Source organism: Nocardioides cavernaquae, from assembly GCF_003600895.1.
Taxonomy (GTDB): domain Bacteria; phylum Actinomycetota; class Actinomycetes; order Propionibacteriales; family Nocardioidaceae; genus Nocardioides; species Nocardioides cavernaquae.
Genome location: NZ_QYRP01000002.1, coordinates 498,362 through 513,447, shown reverse-complemented (window position 1 = coordinate 513,447; position 15,086 = coordinate 498,362). Strand labels below are relative to the sequence as shown.

The window sequence follows — 15,086 nt, the reverse complement described above, 5'->3', positions numbered from 1 at the left end:
GAGACCAGTTCCGATCAGGCGCGGTCGGCCGTGGCGCGGATGGAGCCGATGACCTTCGGCCAGATCTGGCGGGGGAGGTCGTGGCCCATGCCCTCGATCAGGACCAGCTCGGCACCGGTGGCCTTGGCAGTGGCCTTGCCGCCACTCACGTGCACCATCTTGTCGGCGAGGCCATGGATGACAGTCGTCGGCATGGGAAGCGACGCAAGCGCGACGGTGCGGTTGGGCTGGGTCAGGATCGCCATCATCTGACGGAGCACGCCGGAGGCGCTGAGGCCACGGTCGAAGGTGTCGTACGCCTTCTGCCGCACGATCTCGGGGTCCTCCGGGAACGCCGGCGACCCGATCAGCTTCCAGAAGTCGGCCGTCGCGTCGGCGTACGCATCACGGCCGCGGCCGGGCGACTTGAGCAGGCGGGGGAGCAGCTTCGGGCTCTGCCAGCCGACCCGGCGGCTGCCGGTAGTCGACATGACCGAGGTGACCGACAGGACGCGGTCGGGGTGCTCGATCGCCATCGTCTGCACGATCATGCCGCCCATCGACATGCCGCAGATGTTGGCCTTCGCGATGCCGAGGTGGTCGAGCAGCGCGATGCCGTCGCCGGCCATGTCGGAGATGGAGTACGGCGCGGCGACAGGCCGGCCGAGGAACGCCTTCACCAGGTCGTTGCGGGTGACTCGCCCGGTGCCGCGGAACGAGCGGCCCACGTCGCGGTTGTCGTAGCGGATCACGAAGAAGCCGGCGGCAGCGAGCTGCTCGCAGAAGTCGACCGGCCACCAGATCATCGGGCCGGACAGGCCCATCACGAGCAGCAGCGGCTCGTCGTCAGCAGAGCCGAAGGTCTGGTAGCAGAGCTCCTGGTCGGTGCCGACGGTCGCGAACAGCTCTTCGGAGACGGCGGTCTTCTGGGTGTCACTCACCGTCCCAGTGAACACCAACGGCCCGCCGAAGCGGGCCGTTCGCGATGTGTTTGCCGACTCAGTGCCAGACCCGAGGGGACCTCAGTGCCGGATCTGAGGGGAGCTCAGTGCTCGAAGTCGATCGCCGAGTAGGCGCGCAGCTTCGAGAGGCGGTGCTGCGAGGTGATCCTGCGGATCGTGCCCGAGCGGGAGCGCATGACCAGCGAGTCGGTGGTGGCTCCACCGGCGCGGTAGTGGACGCCCCTCATGAGCTCACCGTCGGTGATGCCGGTGGCGACGAAGAAGCAGTCGTCGCCGGTGACCAGGTCATCGGTGTGCAGGACGAAGTCGGGGTCGAGGTTGTGCCCGGCGTCGATGGCGCGCTGGCGCTCCTCGTCGTCCTTGGGCCACAGTCGCGCCTGGATGGTGCCGCCGAGGCACTTCATCGCGCACGCGGCGATGATGCCCTCGGGGGTGCCGCCGATGCCGAGCAGCAGGTCGATGCCGGTGTCGGGCATGGCGGCCATGATCGCGCCGGCCACGTCACCGTCGGCGATGAACTTGATGCGGGCGCCCGTCGCGCGGACCTCCTCGGCGATCTTGTCGTGGCGGGGGCGGTCCAGCAGGACCACGGTCACGTCCTCGGCGGCGACGCCCTTGGCCTTGGCGACCAGCGCGATGTTCTCAGCGACGGAGAGCCGGATGTCGACGACGTCGGCTGCCTCGGGACCGGTGACCAGCTTCTCCATGTAGAAGACGGCCGAGGGGTCGTACATCGTGCCGCGCGGGGCGACAGCGAGCACGGCAATGGCGTTGTTCATGCCCTTGGCAGCGAGCGTCGTGCCGTCGATCGGGTCGACAGCGACGTCGCACTCGGGGCCGGTGCCGTCGCCGACCTGCTCGCCGTTGAAGAGCATCGGGGCGTCGTCCTTCTCGCCCTCGCCGATGACCACGGTGCCGTTCATGCCGATGCTGGAGATCATCACGCGCATCGCGTTGACAGCGACGCCGTCGGCGCCGTTCTTGTCGCCGCGACCGCTCCACCGTCCGGCCGCCATCGCAGCGGCCTCGGTGACGCGAACCAGCTCGAGGGCGAGGTTGCGGTCAGGGGAGGTCGGAGCGACGGACAGGTCTGCGGGAGGGTTCTCAGGCATGGTGCTGATCGTATCGGCTCAGGCCGGTCCGTGGCTCCGATCGCGCTGCCGAGAGACGCCCGATCCGGAGCAGGTCCAACCGGGACACGACCCGAATGCCCGGGATGGGCCGCCGCTTGCGAGGATGACCCCGTGAGTCAGGGAAGTGGTCGCTACCAGCGCAGTGCAGCCGGCATGGTCGGCGCGATGATCGTGACGCTCCTCGTCATCATCGTTTTCGTGGCCTTCCGGGCGGTGAACCGCGACGAGCTCATCGTCAGGCCCGAGGCCGTGGACTACCTGCAGACCGTCGAGGCCCTCCAGCAGGGCGACGACCTCGACCCGGTCTACCCGCCCACGCTGCCCGAGGGCTGGATCGCCCGTCGCGCGGTCTTCTCCGCGGAGCACCTCGCGTGGGAGCTCGACATCCTCACCGACGACGAGAAGTACATCGGCCTGCGGCAGGCGGTCATGCCCGAGCAGGACCTCATCGAGGAGTACGTCGACGAGGAGGGCGAGCCGGAAGGCAGCACCGGCCTGGGCGGGACGATGAACCTGGAGTGGGAGGGCTGGAAGGTGGACGGCGACGACACCGCCTTCACCACGAAGATCGATGGCGCCACGGTGCTCGTCTTCGGGTCAGCGCCCGCTGCGGAGGTCAAGGCCTTCGCAGCCTCACTCGTCGTCGACTGATCCTTCGCGGGCCTCGAGCACCGCGTCCAGCCGCTTGCGCGCACCGTCGAGCCACTCCTGGCAGCGCTGTGCGAGTGCCTCGCCGCGCTCCCACAGGGCCAGCGACTCCTCGAGCGTGGTGCCGCCCGCCTCGAGCCGGCGGACCGTGTCGACGAGCTCGTCGCGGGACTCCTCGTAGGAGAGGCCCTCGAGGGCAGCCTGGTCGCTCATGCGCGGGTTCCTTCGCTCGATGCTGTTGACGTGACGGTGGTTGACGTGACGGTCGCGCCGATCCGGCCATCGGCGACGCGGATGCTCACACCAGCACCCTCCGCGACGGCACCCACCGTAGTGACGACGTGGCCCCGCTCGTCCTGGAGCACCGCGTAGCCACGCTGCAAGGTGGCCAGCGGAGAGAGCGCGCGGGCGCGGGCGCGCTGGTGGCCGATGTCATCACCGGCCCGGTCCAGGCGGTGCCCGAGAGCCCGGCGGGCGCGGGCAACGATGTCGTCGACATCGCTACCGCGGCTGTTGAAGAGGCTGTGCGGGTCGGCCAGCGACGGTCGCGACCGCAGGCTCTCGAGCTGTGCCTGCTCACGCTGCAGGCGCGCGGTGACGGCGCGGTGGAGCCGGTCGCGGGCGACCGCGAGCCGACTGACCTCCTCGCTCATGTCGGGCACGACGTGCTTGGCGGCGTCGGTCGGTGTCGATGCGCGGAAGTCGGCGACGAGGTCGAGCAACGGCTGGTCGGGCTCGTGCCCGATCGCGGACACCACCGGGGTGTGGGCGCGATGCACGGCGCGGATCAGTGCCTCGTCGCTGAACGGAAGCAGGTCCTCGACCGAGCCTCCGCCGCGCGCGATGACGATGACGTCGACCGCCGGGTCGCGGTCGAGGCGTTCGAGGGCCTCGATGTTCTCCGTCGTGGCGCGCGGTCCCTGCATCGCGGCGTACGCGACCTCGAAGCGGACCGCGGGCCAGCGTCGGCGCGCGTTCTCGAGTACGTCGCGTTCGGCGGCCGAGTTGGGGGCGGTGATCAGGCCGACCGTGCCGGGCAGGAACGGCAGCGGGCGCTTGAGCTCGGGCGCGAAGAGCCCCTCGGCGGCGAGCAGCTGGCGGCGGCGTTCGAGCCGCGCGAGGAGCTCGCCGAGCCCGACCATGCGGATGTCGCGTGCGTAGAGGGACATCGTGCCGCGGGTCGCGTAGAACGACGGCTTCGCGTGGATGATGACGCCCGCGCCCTCCACGACCGGGGGATTGAGGCTGTCGTAGAGCGTGCGCGAACAGGTCACCGAGATGGAGATGTCAGCCACCGGATCGCGCAGCACCATGAAGACCGTGCTCATGCCCTGGCGCCGGTTGACCTGGGCCACCTGGCCCTCCACCCACACCGCGCCGAGCCGGTCCACCCACCCCGAGATGGCCTGTGCGATCTGGCGGACGGGTGCCGGGGACTCCAGAGACGTGTCGAGGGCCATGCCCGAAGCCTAGGACGTTGACCGGAAAGTCCCGATAGCCTTTGCCACATGGCTTCTCCTGACCTTCCCCCGTTGGACCTCGCTGAGTCCGGCGGTTCGTTCTGGCGCCGCAAGCGCGGCGGCGAGCTGACCGTCGACGAGGCCAACGACCGCGCGTTCGCCGCCACCCAGGCCGCCGAGCGCGCCCAGACCCTGCGTGAGGCCGCTGAGCGGTCCGCCCAGGAGCAGTCCGCGGAGCGCATCGCGTCCGAGCAGGCCGCGTCCGCCGCGATCATGGCCCGCCAGGAGGCGGAGATCCGCGCGACCACCCTGGCCGCTCGCGCCGAGGAGGCGTACGCCGCCCGCGAGGCTGCCGAGCGTGCGCTCGCCGATCTGGCACGTGGCCGGGAGAACGCCGAGCTCGAGCTGACGCACCGGCTCGAGGAGCTCCAGATCCAGGTCACCGAGGCAGAGCAGGCGCGCACCGCCGCCGAGGCAGCGACTGCCGAGCTCGCCGAGGCGCGTCACCTGGCTGAGCAGGCCGTTGCCGAGGCCCACGAGGCACGCCTCGCGGCTGAGAAGGCCGCCAAGGAGCAGGCCCGGATGGCCTCGGAGGCGCAGGTCGCGCGCGCCGCGGCCGAGGTCGCCGTGCGCGAGATCACCGGTCACGCCCACGCCGAGAAGGAGCTGCGGCTCGCCGCCGAGACCTCGGCCAAGGAAGCTCACCTCAACGCTGCGCAGGCCGCCGAGGCAGAAGCGACGGCCCGCGAGTCGGTTGCCGAGCTCGCCGAGGCCACGCGCACTGCCGCGGACGCCCGCATCGCCGCGGACGCCGCTGCCACAGGTCACGCAGATGCTGCCGCGTCCGCTCACGAGGCGCGCACCGCAGCCGAGCAGGCCGCCGAGGCCGCTGCTGCTGCACGCGCCGCAGCCGAGGAGGCCGCGGCTGCCCAGGCAGAGGCCGCGGCGAAGGCGCTCGCGGACCGGGAAGTCGCCGAGAAGTCCGGACTGAACCAGGCCGCAATGGCCGAGCACGCAGCCTCGCAGCGTGAGGCCGCCGAGCAGCACGCCCGCGAGCAGGCGGCTGCGGCGGCCGAGGCGCGGGTCGAGCAGCAGGCCGCGCACGCGCAGGTCAAGGGTCTGGCCGGTGAGCTCGAGGCCGCCACCGTCGCCCGCACGGCCGCCGAGCAGATCGCGGCCGAGCAGGCTGAGCTGCGCACCGCGGCCGAGCTGGCTGCGGTCGAGGCCAACGACCTCCGTGTTGCTGCCGAGCAGGCTGCCCAGGCGGCCGCTGAAGCCGCCGAGGCTGCCGCTGAGGCCCAGCGCGCTGCCGAGGAGAGCGCCCGCGCGGAGATCGAGCGCACCCAGGCCGCGCTGGCCGAGCAGGCCAACGCCACCGACGTCGCGCACACCGCGCGGCTCGAGGCCGAAGCCAATGCTGCGGCGTCCGCCGAAGCTCGCGCTGCCGCCGAGGCGGACCTCGAGGCAAAGGTCGTCGAGCGGAGCACCGTCGAGGCCACCGTTCTCCACCACACCTCGGTCGCCCAGGACGCGCTCGCGGCCCGGCGCGATGCCGAGGAGCGTGCGTCGAGCCTGGCCAAGGACCTCGAGCGCACCCGCGCGGCGTACCTCGCGCACGTCGAGCAGACCCACGGCTGGTTCCGCACACGCCTGCTCGCGTTCACCGTCACGCTGCTCGTGCTGGCACTGGCCGCGGCGATGACCGGCGGCTGGCTGATGGGCCAGGGCAGTGACAAGCTGCCGTTCGCGATCGGTGCCGCTGTGGTGGCGCTGCTTCTTGCGGGCCTCGCCGCGCTCGGCCGGACCGGCCCGCGCGGACGCGACTTCGACCAGCCCTGAGCCACCCCTCGCGCAACTGGTCTCCATGGGCGCGCGATCCCCGCGATCGCCTGCCCATTGAGAACACTTGTGCCGGGCGCGGCCCGGTGCACCTGGCGCCCGTAGACTCGGCGCCATGAGCACCGATCTGGGCGTACCGTCCGTTCTCAGCCCCGACGAGGCCGACAAGGCTGTGCGCCTGGCCGCGCCGCGCGGCTACTGCGCGGGTGTTGACCGGGCGGTGATCACGGTCGAGAAGGCGCTCGACCTCTATGGCGCACCTGTCTACGTGCGCAAGCAGATCGTCCACAACAAGCACGTGGTGGCCGACCTCGAGAGCCGCGGCGCGATCTTCGTCGAGGAGCTCGACGAGGTCCCGGCGGGGGAGACGGTCGTCTTCTCGGCCCACGGTGTCTCGCCGGCCGTGCACGCCGAGGCCGCAGAGCGCTCTCTCAAGACGATCGACGCCACCTGCCCGTTGGTCACCAAGGTGCACCACGAGGCTGTCCGCTTCGCCAACGAGGACTACGACATCCTGCTGATCGGTCACGCCGGTCACGAGGAGGTCGAGGGCACCGCGGGTGAGGCGCCCGACCACATCCAGCTGGTCGAGGGCCCGTGGGACGTCGACAAGATCGTGGTGCGTGACCCGAAGCGCGTTGCCTGGCTGTCGCAGACCACGCTGAGCGTCGACGAGACCCTGACGACGGTCGCGGCCATCCGCGAGCGGTTCCCCGACCTGCTGGACCCGCCGAGCGACGACATCTGCTACGCCACCCAGAACCGCCAGCTCGCCGTCAAGGAGATCTCGCCCGGCACCGACCTGGTGATCGTGGTGGGCTCTGCGAACTCCTCCAACTCGGTGCGTCTGGCCGAGGTCGCCCTCGAGGCGGGCGCGAAGGCGGCCTACCGCGTCGACGACGCGACCGAGATCGAGGAGTCCTGGCTGGACGGCGTCGCGACCGTCTCGGTCACCTCGGGAGCCAGCGTGCCCGAGGAGCTCGTCGACGGCGTGCTCGCCTTCCTCAAGGACCGCGGTTTCCCCGACGCGCAGGCGGTCCACACAGCCGAGGAGTCGCTGATCTTCGCGCTGCCGCCGGAGCTCCGCAAGGACCTCCGCGCCGCGGAGAAGGCTGCCAGGTAAGGGCGTCTGACATGGCCCGCTACATCGACGTACACCCCGAGAACCCGCAGCCGCGGGTGATCGAGCAGCTCGTCGCGCTGCTCAAGGACGACGCGCTCATCGCGCTGCCGACCGACTCCGGCTACGCGCTCGTCTCCCGCCTGGACAACCACGCGGGCAAGGACCGGATCCTCAACATCCGCGACCTCGACGACAAGCACCACTTCACCCTGCTCTGCAAGGACTTCTCCCAGCTCGGCCAGTTCGTGAAGGTGGACAACCACGTCTTCCGGTCGGTCAAGGGGGTGACGCCCGGTCCCTACACGTTCGTCCTCGAGGCGACACGTGAGGTGCCGCGCCGGCTGATGCACCCGAAGAAGAAGACCGTCGGGGTCCGCATCCCCGACCACGCCATCGTGCACGCGCTCGTCGATGCGATGGGCGAGCCACTCATGGCCTCCACGCTGATCCTCCCCGGCGAGGAGGAGCCCCGCTCGATGGGTTGGGACATCAAGGAGGAGCTCGACCACCTCGTCGAGGCGGTCGTCGAGGCCGGTGAGTGCCCGGCGACACCGACCACGGTCGTGGACTACTCCGACGGCACCCCGGTCGTCGTACGCCGCGGTGCGGGCGACCCGGACCGCTTCGAGGCCTGAGCCGGCGACTGACGCGGCACAGCCAGCCCGCGCTGGATCCGCTTGGTGCGGATCGCGAGGCAGGCAAGGCACAAGGCGTAGCCGATCAGCAGCGAGCCGGAGTGGCTGGCCATGCCGGTCAGCGCTGCCTGGAACGGGCTGTCCCCGTGGGTCGCGATGGTGTCGGGCTCGATCACGCCAACCGCCAGGAACACCCCGAAGAGCAGCAACGGGGGCAGCACGGCGACCGGGAAGAAGTCGCTCGGCCGCACGCGCAACGCGAGGAACGGACACGCCATGGCGAAGCCGATGTCGAAGATCCAGCTGAGTCCGTCGATGATCACCAGGTCGACCGCGACCGCCGTCAGGGTGAGCGCAACCCCGAGGAGCACCACCTGCCGTCCCGGCTCGGTGCCCTCGTCCCAGAGGGTTCGGGCCCTGGTCACGAGGTCAGGCTAGGGCCGGGCACCGACACTCTCCGTTGTGCCGCGCCGGTTCCGTCCAGTTTGCGCTCTACTTGCTGAGCAGGATGACCAGCACCATCGCGACCAGTGCGGCGAGCACGAGGACCACGAGCACCAGGTTGGTCGATCGCGAGCCGACCTCCCGGATCAGGGGCTGGGTGGTCAGGTTGCCGATCAGTGGCTCCGGAACCGGCGCCGCGGGGGAAGCGGTCGGCGCGCTCACGTCGACCACGACGGCCGGTGCGCTCGGGTCGCCCACGGGATCGGTGGTTCGCGATGCGGCGGGGGCGATGCCGCTGCGCGCGAGGCTGCGCAGGCGCGCGTCCTCCGCGTCGACCTGGGCCAGGAAGCCGTCCACCTCGCCGATGTCGTAACCCTCGCGCAGCCGGACCGGGGCGAAGGCTGCCCGCTTCAGCGGTCCGGGTGCCCGCCCGGTGCCGGCGACTGCGGCGTCGAGTGCCTCGAGGTGTGCCTTCACCTGGTCGAGGTAGGCGTCGACGTCCCCCATGTCATAACCGGTCCGCAGCCGGACGGGGGTGAAGCGCACGTTGTCGACGTCGAGATTCGCCATGCCTCCAGCCTAGGCAGGTCGGCGCCGCCAGGGTGGGCAGCCAGGGCCTGAATCGCCGGTGCCGAAGGAGTTGGCCCGTGGTCGCGCCGAACCAGGGGCCCAGATCGCCGGGGCCGGTCCCTTGCGCCCTCGCGGAGCTCAGTCGGCGATGTCGATGATCACGGGCGCGTGGTCGGACGGGCTGCTGGTGCCCTGTGCCGGATCCCGCTCGTCGCGATCGACGAACGCACCGGTCACCCGCGAAGCGAGCGGCGGAGAGCAGACCGCGAAGTCGATCTTCAGGCCACGGTTCCGCTCGAAGCGCTGCCGGTAGTAGTCCCAGTACGTGTAGCCGGCGTCGTGAGCGCGCGTGACCTCGACCCAGCCGTCCTCCTCGAATGCCGCGAACGCCGCGCGCTCGGGCGGCGTCAGGTGCGTCGAGTTGCGGAACTGCGAGGGATCGAAGCAGTCCGCGTCGGTGGGGCAGATGTTCCAGTCGCCGACCAGCGCGGTCGGCACGTCCTGCCAGGAGGAAGCAGCGGTCCGCAGCCCCGCGAGCCAGTCCAGCTTGTAGGCGTAGTGCGGGTCGTCGGGCTTGCGGCCGTTCGGCACGTACAGCGACCAGACACGTACGCCGCCGCACGTCGCCCCGAGGGCACGCGCCTCGGACGCGTCCTTGAACTCGGGCATCCCCTCGAAGCCGACCGTGACATCGGTGAGCCCGACGCGGCTGATGATCGCGACACCGTTCCACTGGTCGTAGCCGGCTGCCGCGACGTCGTACCCGAGCATCTGCAGGCCCATGAGCGGGATCTGCTCCTCGCGGGCCTTCGTCTCCTGCAACGCGAGCACGTCGATGTCGTGACGTTGCAGGAAGGCCTCGACGCGGTCGATGCGGGAGCGGAGGGAGTTGACGTTCCAGGTGGCGATGCGCACCCGCCGAGGTTAGCGAGCGTCCCCACGGCCGGGTCCGGGAGGTCCGCGGTCTCCGGGCAACCGGGTGGGGTCGTCTGCGTTGCTAGGGTGCTCGTCACGCGCGCGGTCGGACAAACCGCCTGCTGGTCGGAATGGGAGTCGCGTGAGCGAGAAGGTCGAGAAACGCCGGGCGTACGCCGCGCGCATGCCTCTCGAGCAGCGTCGCGACTCGGTGCTCGACGCGGCGCTCAGGCTGGTCGACGAGTCCGGCGTCGGCGCGGTGACGATGGAGGCAGTGGCGCGGGCTGCTGGCGTGACCAAGCCGGTCGTCTACGGCGCGTTCAGCAACGCGGACGCGGTTCTCGAGGCGCTCATCGAGCGCGAGCAGGGTCAGGCCTTCGGGCAGATGCTCGCCCTGCTTCCCGAAGGCGTTGATCTCGAGGATCCGCAGTCGCTGGTGACGGCGGGCATCACCGGGTTCCTGGCTGCGGTCCGGCAGCACCCCGCGACCTGGCGCCTCCTGCTGGCTCGCGACGGGCTGCCCGCGGCCGCCGCGGAGGTCCGGGAGCGGTCGCGCAGGTACTTCGCGGAGCAGCTGAGCGCCCTGGCGGTCAGGATCCTGGCAGAGCGGCCGGGTGGCCCACTCGATCCGATGCTGACCGCTCAGCTGATCGTGGCCGGCCTCGAGATGGGCGCGCTCCTCGTGCTCAACGATCCCGAGGACTTCAGCGAGGAGCGCATGGTGGCGTTCGTGACCGAGGTGGTCCGCTCCATCCTTCAGGGCTGAGCCGGGTCCACCAGGATCTTCGCGTGCAGCTCCGGGTTGCCGAGGTCGGCGAACGCCTGGCCGAGCTCCGACAGCCCGACCGTGCCGGTGTGCAGCGGTGTGGGGTCGACCCGCCCGGATGCCAGCAGGCCCAGCACGTGCGCGAACTCCTGCGGGTCGTAGCCGAACACGAAGCGGATCTCCGCCTCCTTGTTCAGCCCGAGCACCGTGCGAATGGTGTCCGGCTCCATGCACACGCCGACGCCGACGATCCGGCTGAGCAGGGGTGCTCCGGCCAGGATCCCGTCGAGGATGCCGGGCACGCCGACGCACTCGAAGATCACCGGGCCGACGGGCGAGGCGCCGATCGTGTCGCCGAACCGGACCAGCCGTCCCCAGGGCAGCAGGGGCACCATCCGCATCGTGCCGATCGCGTTGAGGCCGAAGTTCGCGTACTCGGTGATCGAGCCGACCGGCCCCGGCTGCTTGTACGCCGTCCAGGGCGACTGCTCGCGCGGGTCGACGACAACGGTCGCTCCGCACTGACGCGCCAGCTCGCGTCGCGTCGGTGAGAGGTCGGACGCGACGATCGTCTTCACGCCCGACGCCTTCAGCATCAGGATGACGGCCAGCCCGATCGGGCCGCACCCGATCACGATCGCCGGGCGTCGACCGACGTCCCCGCGTCGTACGGCGTGCCAGGCGACGGCCAGCGGCTCGGTGAAGGCGGCGACGTCGTCCGGGACGCCCTTCGGCACCTCGAAGGCGAAGGCCTCCTGCACCACGACGTACTCGGCGAAGGCCCCGGGGGAGTGGACGTCGAAGCCGACCATGTGTACGCCGCTGTGGTGGCGCACCATCGGGAGCGCGACGATCCGGGCGCCCTTCTTCCACCTGCGCCGGGTCTTGGGGCCGTAGGCGACGAGCTCGCCGAGGAACTCATGCCCGAGCACGACCTGTTGCTCCGGTCGCATGATCGTGTCGTAGCCGAGCTCGCCGGCGAGCTCGGCGAGCTGGTCGGCGTGCTGGCGGGCGTGGAGGTCGGAGCCGCAGATGCCGGCGCGGACCACCCGCAGCAGGAGCTGGCCCGGGCCCGGCTCCGGCCGCGGGACGTCCTGGACGGTGAAGTCGCCGTGCTGGCAGACGGCAGCCTTCATCGCCGCGGGAGCGGCGCTCACCGGGCCACCGCGCTCGAGTAGAGGTAGCTGTCCAGCGGGTAGGTGGCCGCCTCCCACTTCGCCTCGATGGTGAGGGCCGGGCGCAGCGGGACGTCGCCGTGCGCGTCGAAGTAGTAGCTGTTCGCGGTGCTGCACGCGTCGCGGTAGAAGACCTGCTTCGGGCGCCGCGCGAGCATCCGCTGGAAGTAGCGCTCGTTGGCCTCCGGCGAGACCTCGACCCGGGTCGCCTTGCGGCGGCGGGCCTCCTTGAGGGCGCGCACGATGTGGCGGCTCTGGGTCTCGATCAGGTTGAAGTACGACGACCCGTTGAAGCCGTAGGGGCCGAGGATCAGGAAGGCGTTCGGGAAGCCCGGGATGCTCACGCCCTGGAAGGCCTGGAACCGGTTCTCCTCCCAGAAGGCGTCGAGGTCGGCGCCCTGGGATCCGGTGACCGGGATCGGCGGCATGTTGCCCTTCTCGAAGACCTTGAACCCGGTCGCGAGGATCAGGACGTCGAGCTCGTGGTGGGTGCCGTCGACGGTCTCGACGCCGGTCTCGGTGACCCGCTTGATCGAGGTGGTCTCGAGGTGGACGTTCTCGCGGTTGTAGGACGGAAGGTACTTGTTGGAGAAGCTCGGGCGCTTGCAGCCGAGGCCGTACTTCGGGGTGAGCTTCTCGCGCACGACGGGGTCCTTGACCTGGGCCCGCAGGAGCGCGTGGCCGATCTTCTCGGCGCCGTCCGCCAGCGGCAGGTAGCCGTAGAAGTGTGCCGGCACGGGGAAGTTGGCCTCCACGAAGAGCTCGCTCACGAAGCGGCTCACGCTCTTCGCGCCGGGCACTCCGAGCGCGAGCTTGAGGGGAGCGCTCAGGCGGGCATCGGGCTTGGGGAGGCACCAGATCGGCGTGCGCTGGAAGACGACGAGGTCCTCGACCTCGGGAGCGATCGACGGGATGACCTGGACCGCGGACGCGCCCGTGCCGATGATGCCGACGCGCTTGCCGGCCAGGTCGACGTCGTGGTCCCAGCGCGCGGTGTGCATCGTCGTGCCGCGGTAGTCCTCGATGCCGTCGATCTGCGGGGGCTTCGGCTGCGTCAGCACGCCGGTCGCGACGACGATCGAGCGAGCACGCAGGCTGGTGCCGTCGGAGAGGCCGATGGTCCAGCTGTCCGTGTCGTCGTCGAACGTGCCGGAGGTGACCCGGGTGCTGAACCGGATCCGGTCCCGCAGCTCGTACTTGTCGACACAGTGGTCGGCGTACGCCTTCAGCTCGCGGCCAGGCGCGTAGACGCGGGACCAGTTGCCGCGCTGCTCGAAGGAGAACTGGTAGCTGAACGAGGGGATGTCGACGCCGACGCCGGGATAGGTGTTCCAGTGCCATGCACCGCCCACTCCGTCGCCCTCCTCGATGAGCAGGAGGTCGGTGAAGCCTGCGCGGTCGAGCTCGATCGCGGCGCCGATGCCCGAGAAGCCGGCGCCGATGATGACGACCTCGTGGTCCAGTCCGTTTGTCCGGGACTCTGTGTCCGTCTTATTGATCTTTGTCACAGGCTTCTCCCACTGACGAAAATGCTTCACTCGCGTAGATTGATTGTTACGGAAGCGTAGCAATGGCCCGCCCGACGCGGTCCATGCAATGGGAGGAGCGACACACTCATGAACATCAGCGACGATGTCAGCCAGTACGTCGCCACGAGTGACGGCCTGTCGCTCGCGGTCTACGAGGACGGGCCGGCCGATGCGCCCGTCATCGTGTTCGTCCACGGCTACCCCGACAACCACCACGTCTGGGACGGCATCGCCGGCCAGCTCGCCCAGGACTTCCGCGTCGTCCGGTACGACGTCCGCGGCGCGGGCCGCTCCGACGTCCCCGTCGACCGGAGCGGCTACCGGATCGAGCAGCTCGTCGATGACCTCGGCCGCGTGATCAACGCGGCCAGCCCCGACGCCTCCGTGCACCTCGTCGCCCACGACTGGGGCTCGATCCAGAGCTGGGATGCACTCCCCGATGACCGCTTCGGCGTACTCATCCGGTCGTTCACGAGCATCTCCGGACCGTCGCTGGACCATGCCGCTGTCTGGATGCGCGGACTCCGCCATGGCTTGGGCAACCGCCTGCTGCAGCTGGCCGAGTCCTACTACATCGGCTTCTTCATGACCCCCCGGCTGCCCGAGCTGCTGGCTCGACGCGGGTTCGTCGCGCGGATGGCGGGACTCTCCGCGCTGGTCTCGCGACCGTCGATCCTGCCGCAGACCGCGACCTTCGAACGAGGCCACGCCGAGACCGTCAACGGCATCGACCTCTACCGCGCGAACGTGCCGCAGCGGCTCCTCCGGCCCCACCCGCCGCAGGTCACCCTTCCGGTCCAGGTCGTCGTGCCCTCGCGCGACATCCATGTCTCCGCTCCGCTTGCCGAGCAGGCGCCCGCGCCGTTCGTCAGCAACCTCACGATCAGCAACATCCATGGCAACCACTGGGTGGTGGCGCAGCGACCGGTGATGGTCGCGCACCTGATCCGCAGGTTCGTCAGCAGCACAGAGGCCTTCGAGCCCACGGGTATCCAGGGAAAGGACACCGCGCGATGAGCAAGAGGACGATCCGCAAGCCAGAGCCGCGCAAGGTCGCGCTCCACGCCCGCGATGTCGCGTTCGACTGGGCGGGCCTTCCGCTGCGCTGGATTCCCGGTGAGCCGTTCGCGTCGCACATGATCAACGTGCTGCACCTGCTCCTCCCCGAGGGCGAGCGTTGGTTCGTGAAGACCTTTGCCGAGGTGCTGCCGATGATCAAGGACGAGAAGCTCCTCGAGGAGGTGCTCGGGTTCATCGGCCAGGAAGGCATGCACGCCAACGCCCACCAGGGCGTCGTCGACTACTTCGACGCCAACGGGCTGGACACCCGCGAGCTCGTCAGCGAGATCGAGCACGTCTTCCAGGGCCTGCTCGGCGATCGTGAGCTCACCGGCGCTGCCCGCGAGGAGTGGCTGATCGAGAAGGTCGCCCTGATCGCGGCCATCGAGCACATGACCGCCTTCCTCGGGAACTGGATCCTCAACTCGCCCGGTCTCGACGCCGCAGGCGCCGATCCGCAGATGCTGGACCTCCTGCGCTGGCACGGCGCCGAGGAGGTGGAGCACCGCAACGTCGCCTATGACCTGTTCAACCACCTCGACGGTCGCTACCACCGCCGGGTCCGCACCTACCTGGTCGCCGTCTTCGGCATCTTCTTCCTGTGGATCCGCAGCACCCGCTACATGCTCGAGCACGACCAGACCCTGGACGAGAAGGTGCGCACCTGGTTCCTCCCGGGCTGGCTCGCCGGCGCCAACAAGGGCCTGCTGCCCGGGTTCAGCGGCATCTTCATCCCGCTCGCCCGCTACCTCAGCCCGGCGTACCACCCGATGCACGAGGGCTCCACGAGCCAGGCCGTTGCCTACCTCGCGAAGTCGCCCGCGGCCCGGGCGGCGGAGGGGCAGTGAG

General features: G+C 70.2%; 16 protein-coding genes. 7 read left to right on the top strand and 9 right to left on the bottom strand.

What is annotated here, in order from left to right:
* Positions 1-14: 14 nt before the first annotated feature.
* Together D4739_RS02640 and glpX are read right to left on the bottom strand one after the other, a co-directional pair.
* The gene (locus tag D4739_RS02640) at positions 15-920 is read right to left on the bottom strand and encodes an alpha/beta fold hydrolase (RefSeq protein WP_220699214.1); all 906 of its coding nucleotides are present in this window, start codon (positions 918-920) and stop codon (positions 15-17) included.
* 104 nt (positions 921-1,024) lie between these two features.
* Positions 1,025-2,053: a class II fructose-bisphosphatase gene (glpX, locus tag D4739_RS02635; RefSeq protein WP_120059127.1), complete on the bottom strand. Its 1,029-nt coding sequence runs from the start codon at positions 2,051-2,053 to the stop codon at positions 1,025-1,027.
* 132 nt (positions 2,054-2,185) lie between these two features.
* Between glpX and D4739_RS02630 the strand changes: the two genes are divergently transcribed.
* Positions 2,186-2,725, top strand: coding sequence for a DUF4245 domain-containing protein (locus D4739_RS02630; protein ID WP_147384767.1), 540 nt, complete (start codon positions 2,186-2,188; stop codon positions 2,723-2,725).
* On the opposite strand, the gene D4739_RS02625 is transcribed toward D4739_RS02630, so the two are convergent.
* Together D4739_RS02625 and xseA are read right to left on the bottom strand one after the other, a co-directional pair.
* The gene (locus tag D4739_RS02625; RefSeq protein WP_120059125.1) at positions 2,708-2,935 is read right to left on the bottom strand and encodes an exodeoxyribonuclease VII small subunit; all 228 of its coding nucleotides are present in this window, start codon (positions 2,933-2,935) and stop codon (positions 2,708-2,710) included. The two genes, D4739_RS02630 and D4739_RS02625, sit on opposite strands and share 18 nt — an antisense overlap.
* Positions 2,932-4,182: an exodeoxyribonuclease VII large subunit gene (gene xseA / locus D4739_RS02620; RefSeq protein ID WP_120059124.1), complete on the bottom strand. Its 1,251-nt coding sequence runs from the start codon at positions 4,180-4,182 to the stop codon at positions 2,932-2,934. Before xseA ends, D4739_RS02625 begins: the two co-directional genes overlap by 4 nt.
* A gap of 48 nt (positions 4,183-4,230) precedes the next feature.
* Between xseA and D4739_RS02615 the strand changes: the two genes are divergently transcribed.
* The 3 genes from D4739_RS02615 (at position 4,231) to D4739_RS02605 (ending at position 7,779) form a co-directional block, all read left to right on the top strand.
* Positions 4,231-6,021 carry a coiled-coil domain-containing protein gene (locus D4739_RS02615; protein WP_147384766.1) on the top strand — a complete coding sequence of 597 codons (1,791 nt, stop codon included), beginning with the start codon at positions 4,231-4,233 and terminating at the stop codon, positions 6,019-6,021.
* Between the two features lie 115 nt (positions 6,022-6,136).
* Entirely contained in the window at positions 6,137-7,144 is a 1,008-nt protein-coding gene (locus tag D4739_RS02610; protein WP_120059122.1) for a 4-hydroxy-3-methylbut-2-enyl diphosphate reductase, read from the top strand.
* An 11-nt stretch (positions 7,145-7,155) separates the two neighbouring features.
* The gene (locus D4739_RS02605; protein ID WP_120059121.1) at positions 7,156-7,779 is read left to right on the top strand and encodes an L-threonylcarbamoyladenylate synthase; all 624 of its coding nucleotides are present in this window, start codon (positions 7,156-7,158) and stop codon (positions 7,777-7,779) included.
* On the opposite strand, the gene D4739_RS02600 is transcribed toward D4739_RS02605, so the two are convergent.
* The 3 genes from D4739_RS02600 to D4739_RS02585 form a co-directional block, all read right to left on the bottom strand.
* Positions 7,713-8,204 carry a DUF6542 domain-containing protein gene (locus tag D4739_RS02600; protein ID WP_120059120.1) on the bottom strand — a complete coding sequence of 164 codons (492 nt, stop codon included), beginning with the start codon at positions 8,202-8,204 and terminating at the stop codon, positions 7,713-7,715. The genes D4739_RS02605 and D4739_RS02600 overlap by 67 nt on opposite strands.
* 67 nt (positions 8,205-8,271) lie before the next feature.
* On the bottom strand, positions 8,272-8,793 hold the full coding sequence (locus tag D4739_RS17295; RefSeq protein WP_274380462.1) for a DivIVA domain-containing protein: 522 nt from the start codon (positions 8,791-8,793) through the stop codon (positions 8,272-8,274).
* 138 nt (positions 8,794-8,931) lie between these two features.
* Positions 8,932-9,708, bottom strand: coding sequence for an exodeoxyribonuclease III (locus tag D4739_RS02585; protein ID WP_120059119.1), 777 nt, complete (start codon positions 9,706-9,708; stop codon positions 8,932-8,934).
* Between the two features lie 142 nt (positions 9,709-9,850).
* On the opposite strand from D4739_RS02585, the gene D4739_RS02580 reads away from it, so the two are divergent.
* Positions 9,851-10,474: a TetR/AcrR family transcriptional regulator gene (locus D4739_RS02580; RefSeq protein ID WP_120059118.1), complete on the top strand. Its 624-nt coding sequence runs from the start codon at positions 9,851-9,853 to the stop codon at positions 10,472-10,474.
* Here D4739_RS02580 and D4739_RS02575 read toward each other — a convergent pair.
* Both D4739_RS02575 and D4739_RS02570 read right to left on the bottom strand, forming a co-directional pair.
* On the bottom strand, positions 10,465-11,631 hold the full coding sequence (locus D4739_RS02575; protein ID WP_238473488.1) for a zinc-binding dehydrogenase: 1,167 nt from the start codon (positions 11,629-11,631) through the stop codon (positions 10,465-10,467). The two genes, D4739_RS02580 and D4739_RS02575, sit on opposite strands and share 10 nt — an antisense overlap.
* On the bottom strand, positions 11,628-13,157 hold the full coding sequence (locus D4739_RS02570; RefSeq protein WP_238473487.1) for a flavin-containing monooxygenase: 1,530 nt from the start codon (positions 13,155-13,157) through the stop codon (positions 11,628-11,630). Before D4739_RS02570 ends, D4739_RS02575 begins: the two co-directional genes overlap by 4 nt.
* Positions 13,158-13,265: 108 nt before the next feature.
* On the opposite strand from D4739_RS02570, the gene D4739_RS02565 reads away from it, so the two are divergent.
* Both D4739_RS02565 and D4739_RS02560 read left to right on the top strand, forming a co-directional pair.
* Positions 13,266-14,195: an alpha/beta fold hydrolase gene (locus D4739_RS02565; protein WP_120059117.1), complete on the top strand. Its 930-nt coding sequence runs from the start codon at positions 13,266-13,268 to the stop codon at positions 14,193-14,195.
* Positions 14,192-15,085 carry a metal-dependent hydrolase gene (locus tag D4739_RS02560; protein WP_120059116.1) on the top strand — a complete coding sequence of 298 codons (894 nt, stop codon included), beginning with the start codon at positions 14,192-14,194 and terminating at the stop codon, positions 15,083-15,085. Before D4739_RS02565 ends, D4739_RS02560 begins: the two co-directional genes overlap by 4 nt.
* Position 15,086 lies beyond the last annotated feature (1 nt).

Coding starts and splice junctions, on each gene's coding strand:
- D4739_RS02560 (WP_120059116.1), top strand. CDS start 14,192: ATGAGCAAGAGGACGATCCGCAAGCCAGAGCCGCGCAAGGTCGCGCTC.
- D4739_RS02605 (WP_120059121.1), top strand. CDS start 7,156: ATGGCCCGCTACATCGACGTACACCCCGAGAACCCGCAGCCGCGGGTG.
- glpX (WP_120059127.1), bottom strand. CDS start 2,053: ATGCCTGAGAACCCTCCCGCAGACCTGTCCGTCGCTCCGACCTCCCCT.
- D4739_RS02615 (WP_147384766.1), top strand. CDS start 4,231: ATGGCTTCTCCTGACCTTCCCCCGTTGGACCTCGCTGAGTCCGGCGGT.
- D4739_RS02565 (WP_120059117.1), top strand. CDS start 13,266: ATGAACATCAGCGACGATGTCAGCCAGTACGTCGCCACGAGTGACGGC.
- D4739_RS02610 (WP_120059122.1), top strand. CDS start 6,137: ATGAGCACCGATCTGGGCGTACCGTCCGTTCTCAGCCCCGACGAGGCC.
- D4739_RS02625 (WP_120059125.1), bottom strand. CDS start 2,935: ATGAGCGACCAGGCTGCCCTCGAGGGCCTCTCCTACGAGGAGTCCCGC.
- D4739_RS17295 (WP_274380462.1), bottom strand. CDS start 8,793: ATGGCGAATCTCGACGTCGACAACGTGCGCTTCACCCCCGTCCGGCTG.
- xseA (WP_120059124.1), bottom strand. CDS start 4,182: ATGGCCCTCGACACGTCTCTGGAGTCCCCGGCACCCGTCCGCCAGATC.